General features: G+C 28.9%; 14 protein-coding genes. All 14 read right to left on the bottom strand.

Going from position 1 to position 13,788, the window contains the following annotated elements:
• Window positions 1–62 precede the first annotated feature (62 nt).
• The 14 genes from ylqF to efp all read right to left on the bottom strand — a co-directional run bounded on the left by ylqF (window position 63) and on the right by efp (window position 13,620).
• Entirely contained in the window at window positions 63–977 is a 915-nt protein-coding gene (gene ylqF / locus NSA58_RS07465) for a ribosome biogenesis GTPase YlqF (RefSeq protein WP_039677930.1), read from the bottom strand.
• Window positions 978–1,265: 288 nt separating this feature from the next.
• Complete coding sequence (rplS, locus tag NSA58_RS07460) at window positions 1,266–1,616, bottom strand: 50S ribosomal protein L19 (RefSeq protein ID WP_039677931.1); 351 nt, start codon at window positions 1,614–1,616, stop codon at window positions 1,266–1,268.
• A 100-nt stretch (window positions 1,617–1,716) separates the two neighbouring features.
• Window positions 1,717–2,412, bottom strand: coding sequence for a tRNA (guanosine(37)-N1)-methyltransferase TrmD (gene trmD / locus NSA58_RS07455; RefSeq protein WP_074429188.1), 696 nt, complete (start codon window positions 2,410–2,412; stop codon window positions 1,717–1,719).
• 8 nt (window positions 2,413–2,420) lie between these two features.
• Complete coding sequence (gene rimM / locus NSA58_RS07450) at window positions 2,421–2,936, bottom strand: ribosome maturation factor RimM (protein ID WP_074079198.1); 516 nt, start codon at window positions 2,934–2,936, stop codon at window positions 2,421–2,423.
• Between the two features lie 267 nt (window positions 2,937–3,203).
• The gene (locus NSA58_RS07445; RefSeq protein ID WP_039677934.1) at window positions 3,204–3,431 is read right to left on the bottom strand and encodes a KH domain-containing protein; all 228 of its coding nucleotides are present in this window, start codon (window positions 3,429–3,431) and stop codon (window positions 3,204–3,206) included.
• A gap of 62 nt (window positions 3,432–3,493) precedes the next feature.
• Window positions 3,494–3,766 (bottom strand): 30S ribosomal protein S16, encoded by a 273-nt coding sequence (rpsP, locus tag NSA58_RS07440; RefSeq protein ID WP_039677935.1) that lies wholly within the window; start codon window positions 3,764–3,766, stop codon window positions 3,494–3,496.
• A gap of 42 nt (window positions 3,767–3,808) precedes the next feature.
• Window positions 3,809–5,161: a signal recognition particle protein gene (gene ffh, locus NSA58_RS07435; RefSeq protein WP_039677936.1), complete on the bottom strand. Its 1,353-nt coding sequence runs from the start codon at window positions 5,159–5,161 to the stop codon at window positions 3,809–3,811.
• Window positions 5,158–5,526 (bottom strand): YlxM family DNA-binding protein, encoded by a 369-nt coding sequence (ylxM, locus tag NSA58_RS07430; protein ID WP_039677937.1) that lies wholly within the window; start codon window positions 5,524–5,526, stop codon window positions 5,158–5,160. The genes ffh and ylxM overlap by 4 nt, the downstream gene beginning before the upstream one ends.
• 98 nt (window positions 5,527–5,624) lie before the next feature.
• The gene (gene ftsY, locus NSA58_RS07425) at window positions 5,625–6,806 is read right to left on the bottom strand and encodes a signal recognition particle-docking protein FtsY (RefSeq protein WP_039677938.1); all 1,182 of its coding nucleotides are present in this window, start codon (window positions 6,804–6,806) and stop codon (window positions 5,625–5,627) included.
• A gap of 32 nt (window positions 6,807–6,838) precedes the next feature.
• Window positions 6,839–10,387 (bottom strand): chromosome segregation protein SMC, encoded by a 3,549-nt coding sequence (smc, locus tag NSA58_RS07420; RefSeq protein ID WP_257560335.1) that lies wholly within the window; start codon window positions 10,385–10,387, stop codon window positions 6,839–6,841.
• Window positions 10,388–10,587: 200 nt separating this feature from the next.
• Entirely contained in the window at window positions 10,588–11,658 is a 1,071-nt protein-coding gene (locus NSA58_RS07415) for an elongator complex protein 3 (RefSeq protein WP_039678802.1), read from the bottom strand.
• Between the two features lie 17 nt (window positions 11,659–11,675).
• Window positions 11,676–12,380 (bottom strand): ribonuclease III, encoded by a 705-nt coding sequence (gene rnc, locus NSA58_RS07410; RefSeq protein ID WP_039678801.1) that lies wholly within the window; start codon window positions 12,378–12,380, stop codon window positions 11,676–11,678.
• 114 nt (window positions 12,381–12,494) lie between these two features.
• Window positions 12,495–12,971 carry a CD1247 N-terminal domain-containing protein gene (locus NSA58_RS07405; protein ID WP_039678800.1) on the bottom strand — a complete coding sequence of 159 codons (477 nt, stop codon included), beginning with the start codon at window positions 12,969–12,971 and terminating at the stop codon, window positions 12,495–12,497.
• Window positions 12,972–13,062: 91 nt separating this feature from the next.
• On the bottom strand, window positions 13,063–13,620 hold the full coding sequence (efp, locus tag NSA58_RS07400) for an elongation factor P (protein WP_039678799.1): 558 nt from the start codon (window positions 13,618–13,620) through the stop codon (window positions 13,063–13,065).
• Window positions 13,621–13,788 lie beyond the last annotated feature (168 nt).

Raw genomic sequence — 13,788 nt, 5'->3', positions numbered from 1 at the left:
TAATTTATGATTTATGATTTATATTGTTATATAAAAAAAGAAAGTCACAATGACTTTCTCTCTTATTTATCCATATAATCCATAGGTTCTTCTAAAGATATTTGTCCTATTTTACCTTCTCTGTACTCATTTAATACAGTTTGGGCAATTCTAGTATAGTCTAATTCTTGTCTTCCTAAGATAAACCCTCTTTTTCTACCTATCATTTCCATAGTTTCTAATGGAGTTTCTCCTAGTTCTTCTAATTTGTATCTAGCTTTTAATTTTTCTGGCTCTATTTCCATAAGTTTTTCTATAAACTTAAGTCCTAGAGTGTCTATATCAAGTATTTCGTCTTTTATAGCTCTAGAAAATGCTAAGTTAAGTGCTACTTCTTGATCTTCAAATTTAGGCCAAAGTATACCAGGAGTATCAAGTAACTCTAAATTTCCTTTAAGCCTTACCCATTGCTTACATTTAGTAACACCTGGTTTGTCTCCAGTTACAGTACTTTTTCTTCCTGTAAGTTTATTTATAAGAGTTGATTTACCTACGTTTGGAATACCAACTATCATAAGTCTTATAGCTCTTTCTTGTCTTCCTTTTGCCTTAAGGTTATCCATCATTTCCTTAGTAACATTCTTACATTCTTCTACTATTTTGTTTACACCATTACCTTTTATAGTAGCTACAGGTATCGCTTTTATTCCTCTTTTAGCATAGTAGTTAACCCACTTGCTTAAGTTAGCTGGATTTGCTAAATCACTTTTATTTAAAACTACTACTCTTGGCTTATTCCCAACTATTTCATCTATTTGAGGGTTCTTACTTGAGTAAGGTATTCTAGCATCCAATAACTCTATTACAACGTCTACCATTTTTAAGTTATTTTGAACTAATTCCTTAGTCTTTTTCATATGCCCTGGATACCAGTTTATATGTAAATTATCGTCTTTTAAATATTCGTCATAATCACTTCTTCTGTAATCTCTTGCCATGTTCTCACTTCCTTATCTTTTTATAAGTACTAATTTATTTCATCCTATATATAGGATTTCATTTTTTATTATATCTATGCTTTTATTCATATTAATAACTGAAAGTTTGATTTACTTGAGCGACGTGTCTGCAAAACACTTCATATCTCCAATGGCTACGCCCATTGCTCAAGCTAATATATTAAAATTTACAATTCATCTAAAAAACAGATAAATTATAAATTCTTGATGACTGAAAAAAAGGAAATCCCTAAAGAGATTTCCTTCCTAAATTAACTTAAAAAGTTATTATTTATTTCTAGCTTCTTTTATCTTAGCAGCTTTACCAGTTCTAGTTCTTAGGTAGTTTATCTTAGCTCTTCTTACTTTACCTTTTCTAGTAACTTCTATTTTTTCTATTTTTGGAGAGTGAACTGGGAAAGTTCTTTCTACACCAACGTTGAATGATATTTTTCTAACAGTGAAAGTTTCTCTAGCTCCTCCACCTTGTCTCTTCATTACAACACCTTCAAATACCTGAACTCTTTCTCTTTTTCCTTCAACTATTTTAACGTGTACTCTTACTGTGTCCCCAGGTCCAAATGCAGGAACTTCAGCTTTTAATTGTTCTTGTTCTAATGATTTTATTAATTCGTTCATTTTCTTCCTCCTAAGTATCATAGACGCTCTTAATTACTGACCAATGTAAGCAGAGGAGCGGCCGTATTGTTTTCAACAGTCTTAATTATACTATAATTATTTACTTCTTACAAGACTTTTTATACAAATCTGGTCTTCTAAGTTTTGTGATTTTTTTAGATTCTTCAAGACGCCATTTTTCTATTTTTTTATGATTCCCTGATAGTAATACATCTGGTACAGACATGCCCATAAACTCTCTTGGTCTAGTGTAATGTGGGTATTCCAGTAAATCATCTTTGAAACTTTCTTCTTCAAATGATTCATTTTGACTAAGTACACCAGGAATAAGTCTAGCTATGGAGTCTATCATAATCAGAGCTGGAAGTTCTCCACCTGTCAATACATAGTCTCCTATAGACACTTCATCCGTTACTATTAAATCAATTATTCTTTGATCTATTCCTTCATAATGTCCACAAAGCAGTATTATATCTTCATCTAGAGATAAATCACTGGCAATCTCTTGTTTATATACTTGTCCTTTTGGCGTTAAATATACCACCCTAGGATTTGTTATATTGTGAGTATCTACAATATGCTTATATGTGTCATATATAGGTTGAGGAGTCATTAACATTCCTGCCCCTCCACCAAATGGATAGTCGTCGACCTTTTTATGTTTATTTGCTGAAAAATCTCTAATATTGTACACATGTACTTCTATTATTTCTTTTTCTATAGCTCTTTTCATTATACTTTCACTCATATATGAGTTGAAAATATCTGGAAAAAGAGTCATAATGTGAAATCTCATATTATCACCTAATCTAACATTCCTTTTATAGGATCTATTATCATTTTCTTTTCTTCTATGTTTATTTCAGGAACAAATTTTAATGTTGATGGGATAAGATATTCTTTGTCATTATCTCCTTTTACAACATATACATCGTTAGCAGAATATTGTAGAACATCCTTAAGAGTTCCTACTTTTTCTCCACCTAATGTAAAGACTTCTATTCCTATTAAATCTGCTATGAAAAATTCATCTTCATCAAGATCTACACTGTCTTCTCTAGATATATAAAGGTTTCTAGTTTTTACTTTTTCAGCAAGTTCAACAGAATCTATACCTTTTATCTTCATTATAACCATATTTCCTTTATATCTAACTCTTTCAACTTCATATTCTTTGTTGAAGTCTTTATCAAGATAAAAACTTTCTAAATCATCAAATCTATTTATGTTATCCACATATGGATATACTCTAACTTCTCCCTTAAGACCTTGAGTATTTACTATCTGACCGATTCTAAAATGAGTTAACTTTTCTTTCATAGTCTCACCTTCTTTAAATTGTTTCTTTATATAAAAATTCACGTTAAAATATCAAATAATATTTGTTTTTAGTCTTTGTTTTTAGTCTTAAAATTATTTTTGATTTATATATTTAATATTTCTATGATTATTTTTGATTCTAAAGATTCTTATTAAATTTTATTTCGCCTAAGCAAAGCGTTATCGAAACACCTTAATCATTTTCCCTAAAAATTTCAATATTTTACTTATTATAAACAAAAAGGATTAGGCATATACCTAACCCTTCTATAATATTTCAAGTGAAACCTTGACATTTTCTTTATTTCCAGCAGATTTTAGCACAGTTCTAATAGCCTTAGCTATTCTTCCCTGCTTTCCGATAACCTTGCCCACATCATCTTGAGAAACTTTTAGTTTTAAGATAATTTCATCTTTTTCTATAGTTTCTTCTATTGTCACTTCGTCAGGATTATCTACTAGAGCTTTGACAATATGCATAACTAGCTCTTTCATATATTCATCTCCTAAAAACTAATCCTTAATGGATTATATTGAGTACTAAAATAATCTAATTATTATTTAGATTGTTTTTGAGCTTCGAACTTTTCAGTTATTCCGTTGTTAGCGAATAATTTTTTAACAGTGTCAGTTGGTTGAGCTCCTACTGCTAACCATTTTAAAGCTTTCTCGTCGTTTATTCTTGTTTCTTTGTTAGCTGAAACTGGATTGTAGTATCCTATTTCTTCTATGAATTTTCCATCTCTAGGAGATCTAGAATCTGCTACTACTATTCTGTAGAAAGGTTTTTTGTTTGCACCCATTCTTTTTAATCTTATTTTAACTGCCATTACAGTCACCTCCGAATTTTTTTGTCTATTTTTGTGTATTATTTATTTAAAGAAAGGAAGTCCGCCTAACGCGCCTCTTTTCTTCATACCTTTTTGATTACCCATAAACATCTTCATCATTTTTTTCATTTCATTTAATTGTTTTATAAGTCTGTTTATGTCTTGCACGCTTGTCCCACTACCCTTCGCTATTCTTCTTTTTCTAGAAGCATTAAGTAGTTCTGGTTTACGTCTTTCTTCTAAAGTCATAGATTGTATTATAGCTTTAGTTCTTTTCATTTCTTTTCCATTTAAATCCACATTACCAAGCTGATTTTTTAAGTTACCCATACCTGGCATCATTCCAAGAATTTTATCAAGTGGACCCATGTTTTCTATTTGTTCAAATTGAGCTAACATATCTTCAAAGTCAAAATCTTGTTTTCTGATTTTACTTTCTAATTCTTTAGCTTTCTCTAAATCCATAGCATCTTGAGCTTTTTCTATTAAACTTAGGACATCTCCCATTCCAAGGATTCTTGATGCCATTCTATCTGGATAGAATGGTTCTAAATCATCTAATTTTTCACCCATACCTATGAATTTAATTGGCTTTTGTGTTACAGCCCTTATTGAAAGTGCTGCCCCACCTCTTGTATCACCATCAAGTTTTGTAAGAACTACACCGTCAAGGCCTAGGGCATTATCAAAACTTTCAGCAACATTAACTGCATCTTGACCTGTCATAGAGTCAACTACTAATAAAATCTCATGAGGTTTTATTTCTGATTTAATAGATTTTAATTCATCCATTAATGTTTCATCTATATGAAGTCTACCTGCTGTATCTATAATAACTAAGTCATTGTTATTTTTTAGAGCATGACTTAATCCTGCTTTTGCTATATTTACTGGGTTTTCTTTGTCACCCATATTAAATACTGGTATGTCTAATTTTTCTCCTACAACTTGTAATTGTTTTATTGCTGCAGGTCTATAAACGTCACAAGCTACTAATAAAGGTCTTTTACCTTGTTTCTTAAAGTAATTACCTATTTTTCCAGAAGTAGTTGTTTTACCAGCACCTTGAAGACCAACCATCATAATAATTGTAGGTGGTTTCGAAGATATCATAACTTTACTTTGTACATCTCCCATAAGGGCAGTAAGTTCTTCGTTTACTATTTTAATAACGTGTTGAGCTGGAGTTAAACTTGTCATAACTTCTTGTCCAACACATCTTTCTTGAACCTTTTTTATAAAGTCTTTAACAACTTTAAAGTTTACGTCTGCTTCTAATAAAGCAAGCTTAACTTCTCTCATTGCATCTTTTACATCTTTTTCTGTAAGTTTTCCTTTTGATTTTAACTTACCAAGTGCACCTTGCAATTTATCTGATAAACCTTCAAATATCATTTCAACAACTCCCTACATATTTGTTCTATTGTTTCTAACTTAGGGATTAAATTAGCACAATCTCTATTTTGCAATAAATCTTGTTTAATGTCAACAATTTTATCTTCTAGTGATTTTAGGATTTCTTCTTGTTGATTATCTTTTGATACTAAGTGAAGTTTATTTTCATATTCCCTCAATATCTTTTCTGAACGTTTAAGAGTATCGTAAACTCCTTGTCTAGATACATTAAGATTTTCACTGATTTCACCTAAAGAATAATTTTCCTCATAATAAAGTGAAACTATTTCTTTTTGTTTATCAGTTAGTAATTCTTTATATTGTTCAAACAATAACCCAATTTCCACCATTTTATCTATATTCATAACTTCACTTCCCAGTGTATACTGTAAAGGTTATTTACTTTACACATTGTATTTTATATTAAAACTAATTTATTGTCAATATATATTTCGTCTAAATTTTACCCAAATAATGCATCTGAAAATGCTTTAGCATCAAAGTCTTGTAAATCTTCCATTTTTTCTCCCACACCTATTAATTTAACAGGTACATCTACTTCAGATTTAACAGCTAAAACAACTCCACCTTTTGCAGTACCATCTAATTTAGTTAAAACAAGTCCAGTTATATCACATACTTGTTTAAAGCTTTTAGCTTGAGACACTGCATTTTGCCCAGTAGTTGCATCTACTACTAGTAATACTTCTTTTTTAGCTTCTGGATATTCTCTATCTACTATCTTAAATACTTTTGATAATTCATTCATTAAGTTAGCCTTATTATGAAGTCTTCCTGCTGTATCACAGATTAATAAATCAATATCTCTAGCTTTTGCAGCTTTTATTGAGTCAAATATAACTGCTCCAGGATCAGCACCTTCTTGATGTTTTATTATATCTACACCACTTCTGTTAGCCCATACCTCTAACTGATCTATGGCAGCTGCTCTAAATGTATCTCCAGCTGCTATTAAAACCTTTTTACCTTCTTTTTTGTATCTGCTAGCTAATTTTCCTATAGTTGTAGTTTTTCCAACTCCATTAACTCCTACCATTATAATGATTGATGGTGAGTGACTTACATCTAAAGTTGAATTTTCATTAGTTAATATTTCTTCTATTATTAACTTTAATTCTCCTTTAACATCTTGTGGATCAGTTATTTTTTTAGTTTTTATAGCATCTGTTAGCTTATCAATTATATTCATTGTTGTATCCACACCAACATCTGCTGTAATTAATATTTCTTCTATTTCTTCTAATAAGTCTTCATCAACTTTTGTATATGATTTTAAAACTTGGTCTACTCTATCAGTTATTCCTTGCTTAGCTTTTGATAAACCTTGTTTTAATCTTTCAAATAAACTCATTTTTGGTTCTTCAACTACTTCTTCTATTTCTTTTTTATCTTCTACTAATTGTAATTCTTCATTTTGAATTTCTTCAACAGAACTATCTAAAGCAACTTCTTTAACTACCTCTTCTTTTGGCTTTTCAACTTTTTGTACTTCCTCCACCTGTTGTTCTTCTTCAACTTGTAGTTTCTCAGCTTGTTCTTCAACTGTTTCTTCACTTACAACTACTTGTGATGCTTCCTCTTTTATTTCTTCTTTTTTGCTCTTTTTAAAAAACTTTTTAAACACCCTACGTCCTCCTAAGTATATTTTACTTTTTATTAAATAATATCAGTCATTTCTTCAGCTTCATTTAAACTTAATGCTATGACTTTTGATATGGCTCTTTGTTCCATAGTTACACCATAGATATAATCTGCAGCTTCCATTGTACCTCTTCTGTGAGTTACAGCTATAAACTGTGTCCTAGATGTTAATTCTTTTAAGAATGTACCAAATCTAGCTATATTACTATCATCTAGTGGTGCTTCTATTTCATCTAGTATACAGAAGGGCGTTGGTTTTGCCAATAATATGGAGAATAATATACTTATGGCTGTTAATGCCTTCTCTCCACCTGATAATAAACTTAAATTTTTCATTTTTTTACCTGGTGGTTTTGCAGTAATTTCTATATCACTTTCTAAAATATTTTCTTCATCTAGAATTGTTAAATTCCCTTCTCCTCCACCAAATAACCTATTATATACATATTTAAAGTTTTCATTAATTTTATCAAACTCTTCTTTAAATTGTATTTTCATATGCTCTTCTAATTCTGCTATTATTTCCTCTATGGCTTCAATAGATTTTTGTAAATCTTCTTTTTGCTCACTATAGAAATCATATCTTTCTTTTGTTTCTTTGTACTCTTCTATTGAGTCTATATTTACATTACCTAAAGATCTAATTTCTTTTTTAAGAGAATCTAATATTTTTTTATTTATTTCTATATCATCATCTCTAAGTTCTACAGCTTGTAGATATGTTAGATTATAGTCCTCAAATAATTTAAAGTTATTACTTTCCTTATTTGACTCTAACTTTTCAATTCTAGATTCAACTTTAAATATTGCTTCTCTTAGTTCTATAAATTGTTTATCAATATTCTTAAGTTTTAAATTATTATCATCTAGCTTTTGTTTTAAGTTTTCCCTAACTATCTTTTTATTTCCTAAACTTTTATTATTTTCATTTAATTGAGTTTTTAAATTTTCCTTTTCTCTATCTTCAATAATTATTTTTTCATCAATATCTTTTATTTCATTTTCTTCTTCATTATTTTCTTTCTCAATTAAAAGTTTTTTGTTATTAAGTTGATTTAGGTATTCTTTTATTCTCTCCATATCTGCATTAAAGGATTTAAGAATTTCTTTATCTTTTGTAAGCTGAATATTTATATTATCAAACTTACTTTTTTCATTTTCATAAATTTCACTTTCTTTGTTAAGTTCTTTACTTAAAGTTTCTATAGTTTCTTTGTTATTCTTATGCTTATCATCAATATCTTTTATCTGAGATTCTAGTACTTCTTTCTTTTGAAGAGTATAACTTAAGTTAGAACCAAGACTTTCTTTTTCACTTTCCAGCTTTTTAATACTAGATAAGAAGGAATTTATCTCTTCTTCATATCTTGAGTAAGAAGAATTACTAAATATTAATTCTTTATCTAGATTTTTTATTTCTTCTTCATAATGTTGAATATTCTCTTTACAACTTATTATCTCTTTTTCCATAGATACTAGTTTTTCTTGTATAGATGTATTTTCTTCCTTGGTAGCTTTTATCTTTTCATTAAATTCATTTATAAGTCTTTTTCTTGATAAAATATTTCCACTTGATTTTAACGAACCACCTGTTAAAGAACCACCTGGGTTTAATATTTCACCTTCCAACGTTACTACCTTATATTTATGTCCAGTTTCCCTAGCAAATTTAATTCCTTCATCTATATTGTCAATTACTACAGTTCTCCCTAGTATATTTTCTAATATATCTCTATATTTTTCTTCATAAGATATTAAGTCACTGGCAATACCAATAAAATTAGTTCTTGCTTGAATATTGTTTATTTTTTTTGATTTAATTATATTCATCAGCAAGAAAGTTACTCTACCAATTTTATTATGTTTTAAGTAGTTTATGGCAGCTTTTGCACTATTCTCATCAGATGTTATTATGTTTTGCATATAAGCGCCTAGCGCTGCTTCTATTGCTTTTTCATATTTCTGTGGAACAGTTACCACTTGTCCTAATGCTCCATATATACCCTTAAGGTTTTTATTTTTAAGAACCTCTTTAACTCCTCTATTAAACCCTTCATAATGATTTTCCATATCAATATAAACATTTAATTTTGAGCTATATTCTTTTAGAGCATAGTTATTATTTTGTATCTTTACATTTAAATTATGATTATCTTCTTTTAATTTTCTAAGATTTTCATAATAAGAATTTACTTTCTTTTTAAAATCCTCAATTTTTTCTTTTTTACTATTTATTTTATTTTGAATTTCTTCTAAAAGCTCTTCCTTAGATTTTAATTTTTCATTTATCTCACTAATTTCTAAGTTTATATTTTCATTTCTTTGATTTATATTTTCTTTATTTGCATTTAACGTTGACAACTTATTACTTACATCTTGCTTTTCATTAAGTAAGTTAATTATCTCATCTTTTAAATTTTCTATTTTATCATTTAACTCTTCTATCTTATTTTTATTTGCTTCATTTTTCTCAATAAAAATGCTAATTTGATTTTTAAATTCATTTATTGATTTTTCTTTTTCTTCTTTTTCTTTATTGATTTTTTCTAAGTTTTCTTTATTATCTACAAAAGATTTATTTATATTTTCTACTTCTTCCATATTTCTTTTTATCTTAGTAGAACTATTGTCTTTTCTTTGATTTAATAAATTAATCTCATAATCCTTTTTATCTATTACAGATCTAATAGAGTTAATATACTCTGTAGATTTTTCTATAGCTTTATCTATTTCTTCTATTTGAATGCTTACTTCCTTTGAACTTTCTTCAAAAGCTATTTTTTCTTCATCAATATTTTTTAATTCTTGGCCTAAAACGTCATATTGACTATTTATTTCACTTAATTGTTTTTCTATTCTTTGTATTTCTCTTATATAGTTATTTACTTCTATTTTTTTTAATTTTTCACTAAGGTCTAAGTATTTTCTTGCCTTAACTTGTTGATTATATAATGGCTTTATTTGATTTTCTATTTCCACATATATATCGTTTATTCTATCTAGATTTTCCTTAGTATTTCTTAGATTTCTTTCTGACTCAGTCTTTTTATATCTATACTTTGATATTCCACAAGCTTCATCAAAAACTTTTCTTCTATTTATTGGGTTATTACTTAAAATTTCATCAACTTTTCCCTGTTCTATAATAGAGTAGCCATCTTTTCCTATACCTGTATCTAGTAGAATTTCTTTTATATCTTTCAATCTACAGCTTTTATTGTTTAAATAAAATTGACTTTCACCATTTCTATAAGCCCTTCTTTTTATGGTAACCTCGCTGTAATCTATATTTAACTTTCCATCTGAATTGTCTATTGTAAGAGCTACTTCACAGAAATTCATAGGTTTTTGATTATCAGATCCTGCAAATATAACGTCTTCAAGTTTATCACCTCTAAGACTTTTTATACTTTGTTCTCCAAGAACCCACCTAACAGCATCAGATACGTTACTTTTTCCACTTCCGTTGGGTCCTACTATTGCTGTTACACCTTCTTTGAAGATTATATCTGTTTTGTTTGGGAAGGATTTAAATCCTTTTAACTCTAATCTCTTTAAATACAATGCTTGTCTCTCCCTTCCTTACAAAAATTCGTTGCACTCATGTCGTCAACGAGATACTTTCGCTAACGCTTCAAGTAAATCCGTTACTCAAAATACGCTTGGCCTGAGCGACTACGTCAGCGAAACACTTCATGTCGCCAACTATATATCTTCGCTACCGTTTCATATATATCCGTTGCTCAAAATTTGCTACGTTTAAATTAAAGGTTATAAATATTATATAGTTCTTTGTACATTTCTTCCGATTTAATATTTATTTCCTTGTTATCATCTAGTATTATTATGAATTCATCTTCTGCTAAATTTTCTGGTTTTATCTTCATATTAATATTAAGTTTATTTTTGAAGAATAATTTATTACTCTTCTTATTTCCAACAACTTTTGATATATTTTTATTATTTGTTTTTACTTCAATATTGCTTACAGTCTTATTTTGTATAACAAGATAATGTAAGTAGTCTTTAATCATTTCCCCTTCAACTAATTCCCTAAAAGCTGGATGATAAGGCCCATCTACTATTCCTTTTCCAAGCTGTATGTCTTCTGTTGCTTGTAATCCAACTCTTATAACATTTATGTTGTTAACATAAAATAAAACTAAAAGCTTTTTAACAATTGAAATACATTGTTCTAATGTAAAAGGCTTATATTCCCCTTTATTTAATAAAGTTTCCAGCCCTGTATCTCTTACTACTAATGTAGGATAAATTCTTACGCAGAATGGATCTAGTTCTATGAATTTTTTTGCTGTTTCTATACATTTTTCTTCTGTATCAGAAGGTAGTCCAACCATCATTTGAAGCCCTAAATTTATACCAGATTCTTTAATTAGATGTGCACTTTTAATTACACTTTCTATATCATGTCCTCTAGCACTATCATGAAGAACCTTTGCATCCAATGACTGCACACCAAGCTCTATAATTGTAGATTTATATTCTTTTAATCTATTTAATATGTCCACACTTATACAGTCTGGTCTAGTTGACATTCTTATATCTGATACTAAACCTTTGTCCACATATTCCTTCGCTACTGATAGTAATTCATTTTGAGTTTTTTCATCTATCGCTGTAAAACTACCGCCAAAAAATGCAATTTCCACATTAGCATCTTTTGGTATAGTGGGTAAGTACTCTTCAATAATATTTCTTGCTTCTTCACTAGTAACTTCTGTACTAACTCCTGTTATTTTCTTTTGATTACAGAAAATACAATCATGAGGACATCCTCTATGTGGTACAAATATTGGTATTATTCTTTTTTTCATTTTATCAACCTCTTAATCTAAAATTTTTGTGATTTAAGAGCAGATTTAGCAGCAACTTGCTCCGCATCTTTTTTACTTTTACCTTCTCCCACACCTAAAACTTTATCATTGATCCCTACTTCCATAACAAATCTCTTGTTATGATCTGGACCCTTTTCTTCAATCAACTTATACCAAATATGCTGCTCACCTTTACTTTGTAAAACTTCTTGCAGATATGTTTTATAATCTCTAAATATTTTACCTTCAATAGAGTTTTCTATTATTTCTTCCATAAATCTAAATATAAATTTACTCGCTTCTTCTAATCCACCATCTAAATATATAGCTGCAATTATTGCTTCTAAAGCATCTGCTAAAATAGATATTCTATCTCTTCCACCCGTAGCTTCTTCACCTTTTCCAAGTAATAGATACTCTCCTAGATGAATTTGTCCTGCAACTTCACTTAATGATTCTTCACATACAATATTGGCTCTTAATTTTGTTAATTCTCCCTCTGGAAGATTCTTTTCCTTTTTAAATAAATAATCACTTATTACTATACTTAAAACTGAATCTCCAAGAAATTCTAGTCTTTCATTGAATTTATAATTTTTATTTTCATTTGAATATGAACTATGAGTTAATGCTTCTAATATATAGCTCTTCTTCTCAAATTTATAATTAATTGTATCTTCAAATTTACTAATGTTATAAATTGCTTTTTTATTAACGTTCATTGTTCCTCCTTAAATTATTATATCATTTTATAGTTTACTATTTTTAATAAAATAATGCAAAAAACCTATGGAGCAGAAAGCTTCATAGGCAAAATATTTTAATAATTTTGTGTTCTATTTTTCATCGTGATCTTCGCAGCTGCATCCACATCCACAACAATTCTCTTCATCTTCTTCTGATGATAATATTATTGCTTGGCAGTTAGGACAAATAACATCTACTGAATCATCAAATAATAGTTCCTCGTCTATGTCAACTAAATCACCACAATTTGGGCATTCCATTTCTATGTAACTTAATTCATCTTCGTCTTCGTAATCTTCATCATCGTAGTCGTCATAATCATCATCAAAGTCGTCATCGTCTTCTTCATATAATACATCTTCTAAATCTGATAAATCTTCGTCAACACTTTCAACATAGTCAACTAATTCATCATAATCTTCTTGCATGTCGTCTAATGTGTCAGCTAAGTTTTCCAATACATCTATTATCTTGCATATCATTTTGCCTTCTTTAGTTTCGCTTTCTATTTCTAAACCTTCTGCCAAGCCTCTTAAGTATGCTACTTCTTCGCTTAGATACTTCATAAGTTAATACCTCTCTTTCAATTTTATTTATAAACTAAAAGCTCATATATCATTATTATTAAGATATATAAGCTTTTTATACATTAAAATATTAAACTCTTGATAAATATTCACCAGTTCTAGTATCTACTTTTATTTTGTCACCTTCATTTATAAATAAAGGTACTTGAACTACTGCACCTGTTTCAACTGTAGCTGATTTAGTTACGTTTGAAGCAGTATCTCCCTTTATCCCTGGCTCAGTTTCAGTAACTTCTAATTCTGCAAAGTTTGGAGCTTCCACTTGGAATGGTTGTCCTTGGTAGAATCTTATAGTCGCTACTTCATTTTCTTTTAAGAATTTTATAGCATCTTCAACTTGCTCATAGTTTAAAGGTATTTGATCATAAGTTTCTTCATCCATAAAGTAGTATAATTCACCATCATCATATAAATATTGCATTTGCTTAGTTTCTATTAATGCTTTTGGGAATTTATCACTTGGATTGAAAGCCTCTTCTCTTATAGCTCCTGTTTTTAAGTTTTTGTATTTTGTTCTTACGAAAGCTGCACCTTTTCCTGGCTTAACATGTTGGAAGTCAACTATTAAACAAGGTTGTCCATCTTTTTCGAAAGTTACACCTTTTCTAAAATCTCCTGCTGTTACCATATCTGTTCCTCCATCTAAAAAATTTGTCATCATATTTAGCCTGATGATATCTATTAACTTCATCCCAATATATATCATCACATGAATTTAAATTTTTAATACACAATATACTTAATAAGTAAATTGCATATTTTTACAAAAATAATTTTTTCTCTTAATATAAAGATC

The sequence above is a fragment of the Terrisporobacter muris genome (genome assembly GCF_024621905.1).
GTDB classification, from domain to species: domain Bacteria; phylum Bacillota; class Clostridia; order Peptostreptococcales; family Peptostreptococcaceae; genus Terrisporobacter; species Terrisporobacter muris.
The sequence above is the reverse complement of the archived record's forward strand: the minus strand, read 5'-3'. Positions and strand labels throughout refer to the sequence as shown.

Bases quoted from the DNA above. Each gene is read 5' to 3' on its own strand.
- NSA58_RS07405 (WP_039678800.1), bottom strand. From the start codon at position 12,971: ATGAAGTATCTAAGCGAAGAAGTAGCATACTTAAGAGGCTTGGCAGAA.
- NSA58_RS07445 (WP_039677934.1), bottom strand. From the start codon at position 3,431: ATGAAAGAGCTAGTTATGCATATTGTCAAAGCTCTAGTAGATAATCCT.
- trmD (WP_074429188.1), bottom strand. From the start codon at position 2,412: ATGAGATTTCACATTATGACTCTTTTTCCAGATATTTTCAACTCATAT.
- NSA58_RS07415 (WP_039678802.1), bottom strand. From the start codon at position 11,658: ATGAAAAAAAGAATAATACCAATATTTGTACCACATAGAGGATGTCCT.
- rpsP (WP_039677935.1), bottom strand. From the start codon at position 3,766: ATGGCAGTTAAAATAAGATTAAAAAGAATGGGTGCAAACAAAAAACCT.
- efp (WP_039678799.1), bottom strand. From the start codon at position 13,620: ATGGTAACAGCAGGAGATTTTAGAAAAGGTGTAACTTTCGAAAAAGAT.
- ylqF (WP_039677930.1), bottom strand. From the start codon at position 977: ATGGCAAGAGATTACAGAAGAAGTGATTATGACGAATATTTAAAAGAC.
- rnc (WP_039678801.1), bottom strand. From the start codon at position 12,380: ATGAACGTTAATAAAAAAGCAATTTATAACATTAGTAAATTTGAAGAT.
- rplS (WP_039677931.1), bottom strand. From the start codon at position 1,616: ATGAACGAATTAATAAAATCATTAGAACAAGAACAATTAAAAGCTGAA.
- ffh (WP_039677936.1), bottom strand. From the start codon at position 5,161: ATGATATTTGAAGGTTTATCAGATAAATTGCAAGGTGCACTTGGTAAG.
- ylxM (WP_039677937.1), bottom strand. From the start codon at position 5,526: ATGAATATAGATAAAATGGTGGAAATTGGGTTATTGTTTGAACAATAT.
- rimM (WP_074079198.1), bottom strand. From the start codon at position 2,936: ATGAAAGAAAAGTTAACTCATTTTAGAATCGGTCAGATAGTAAATACT.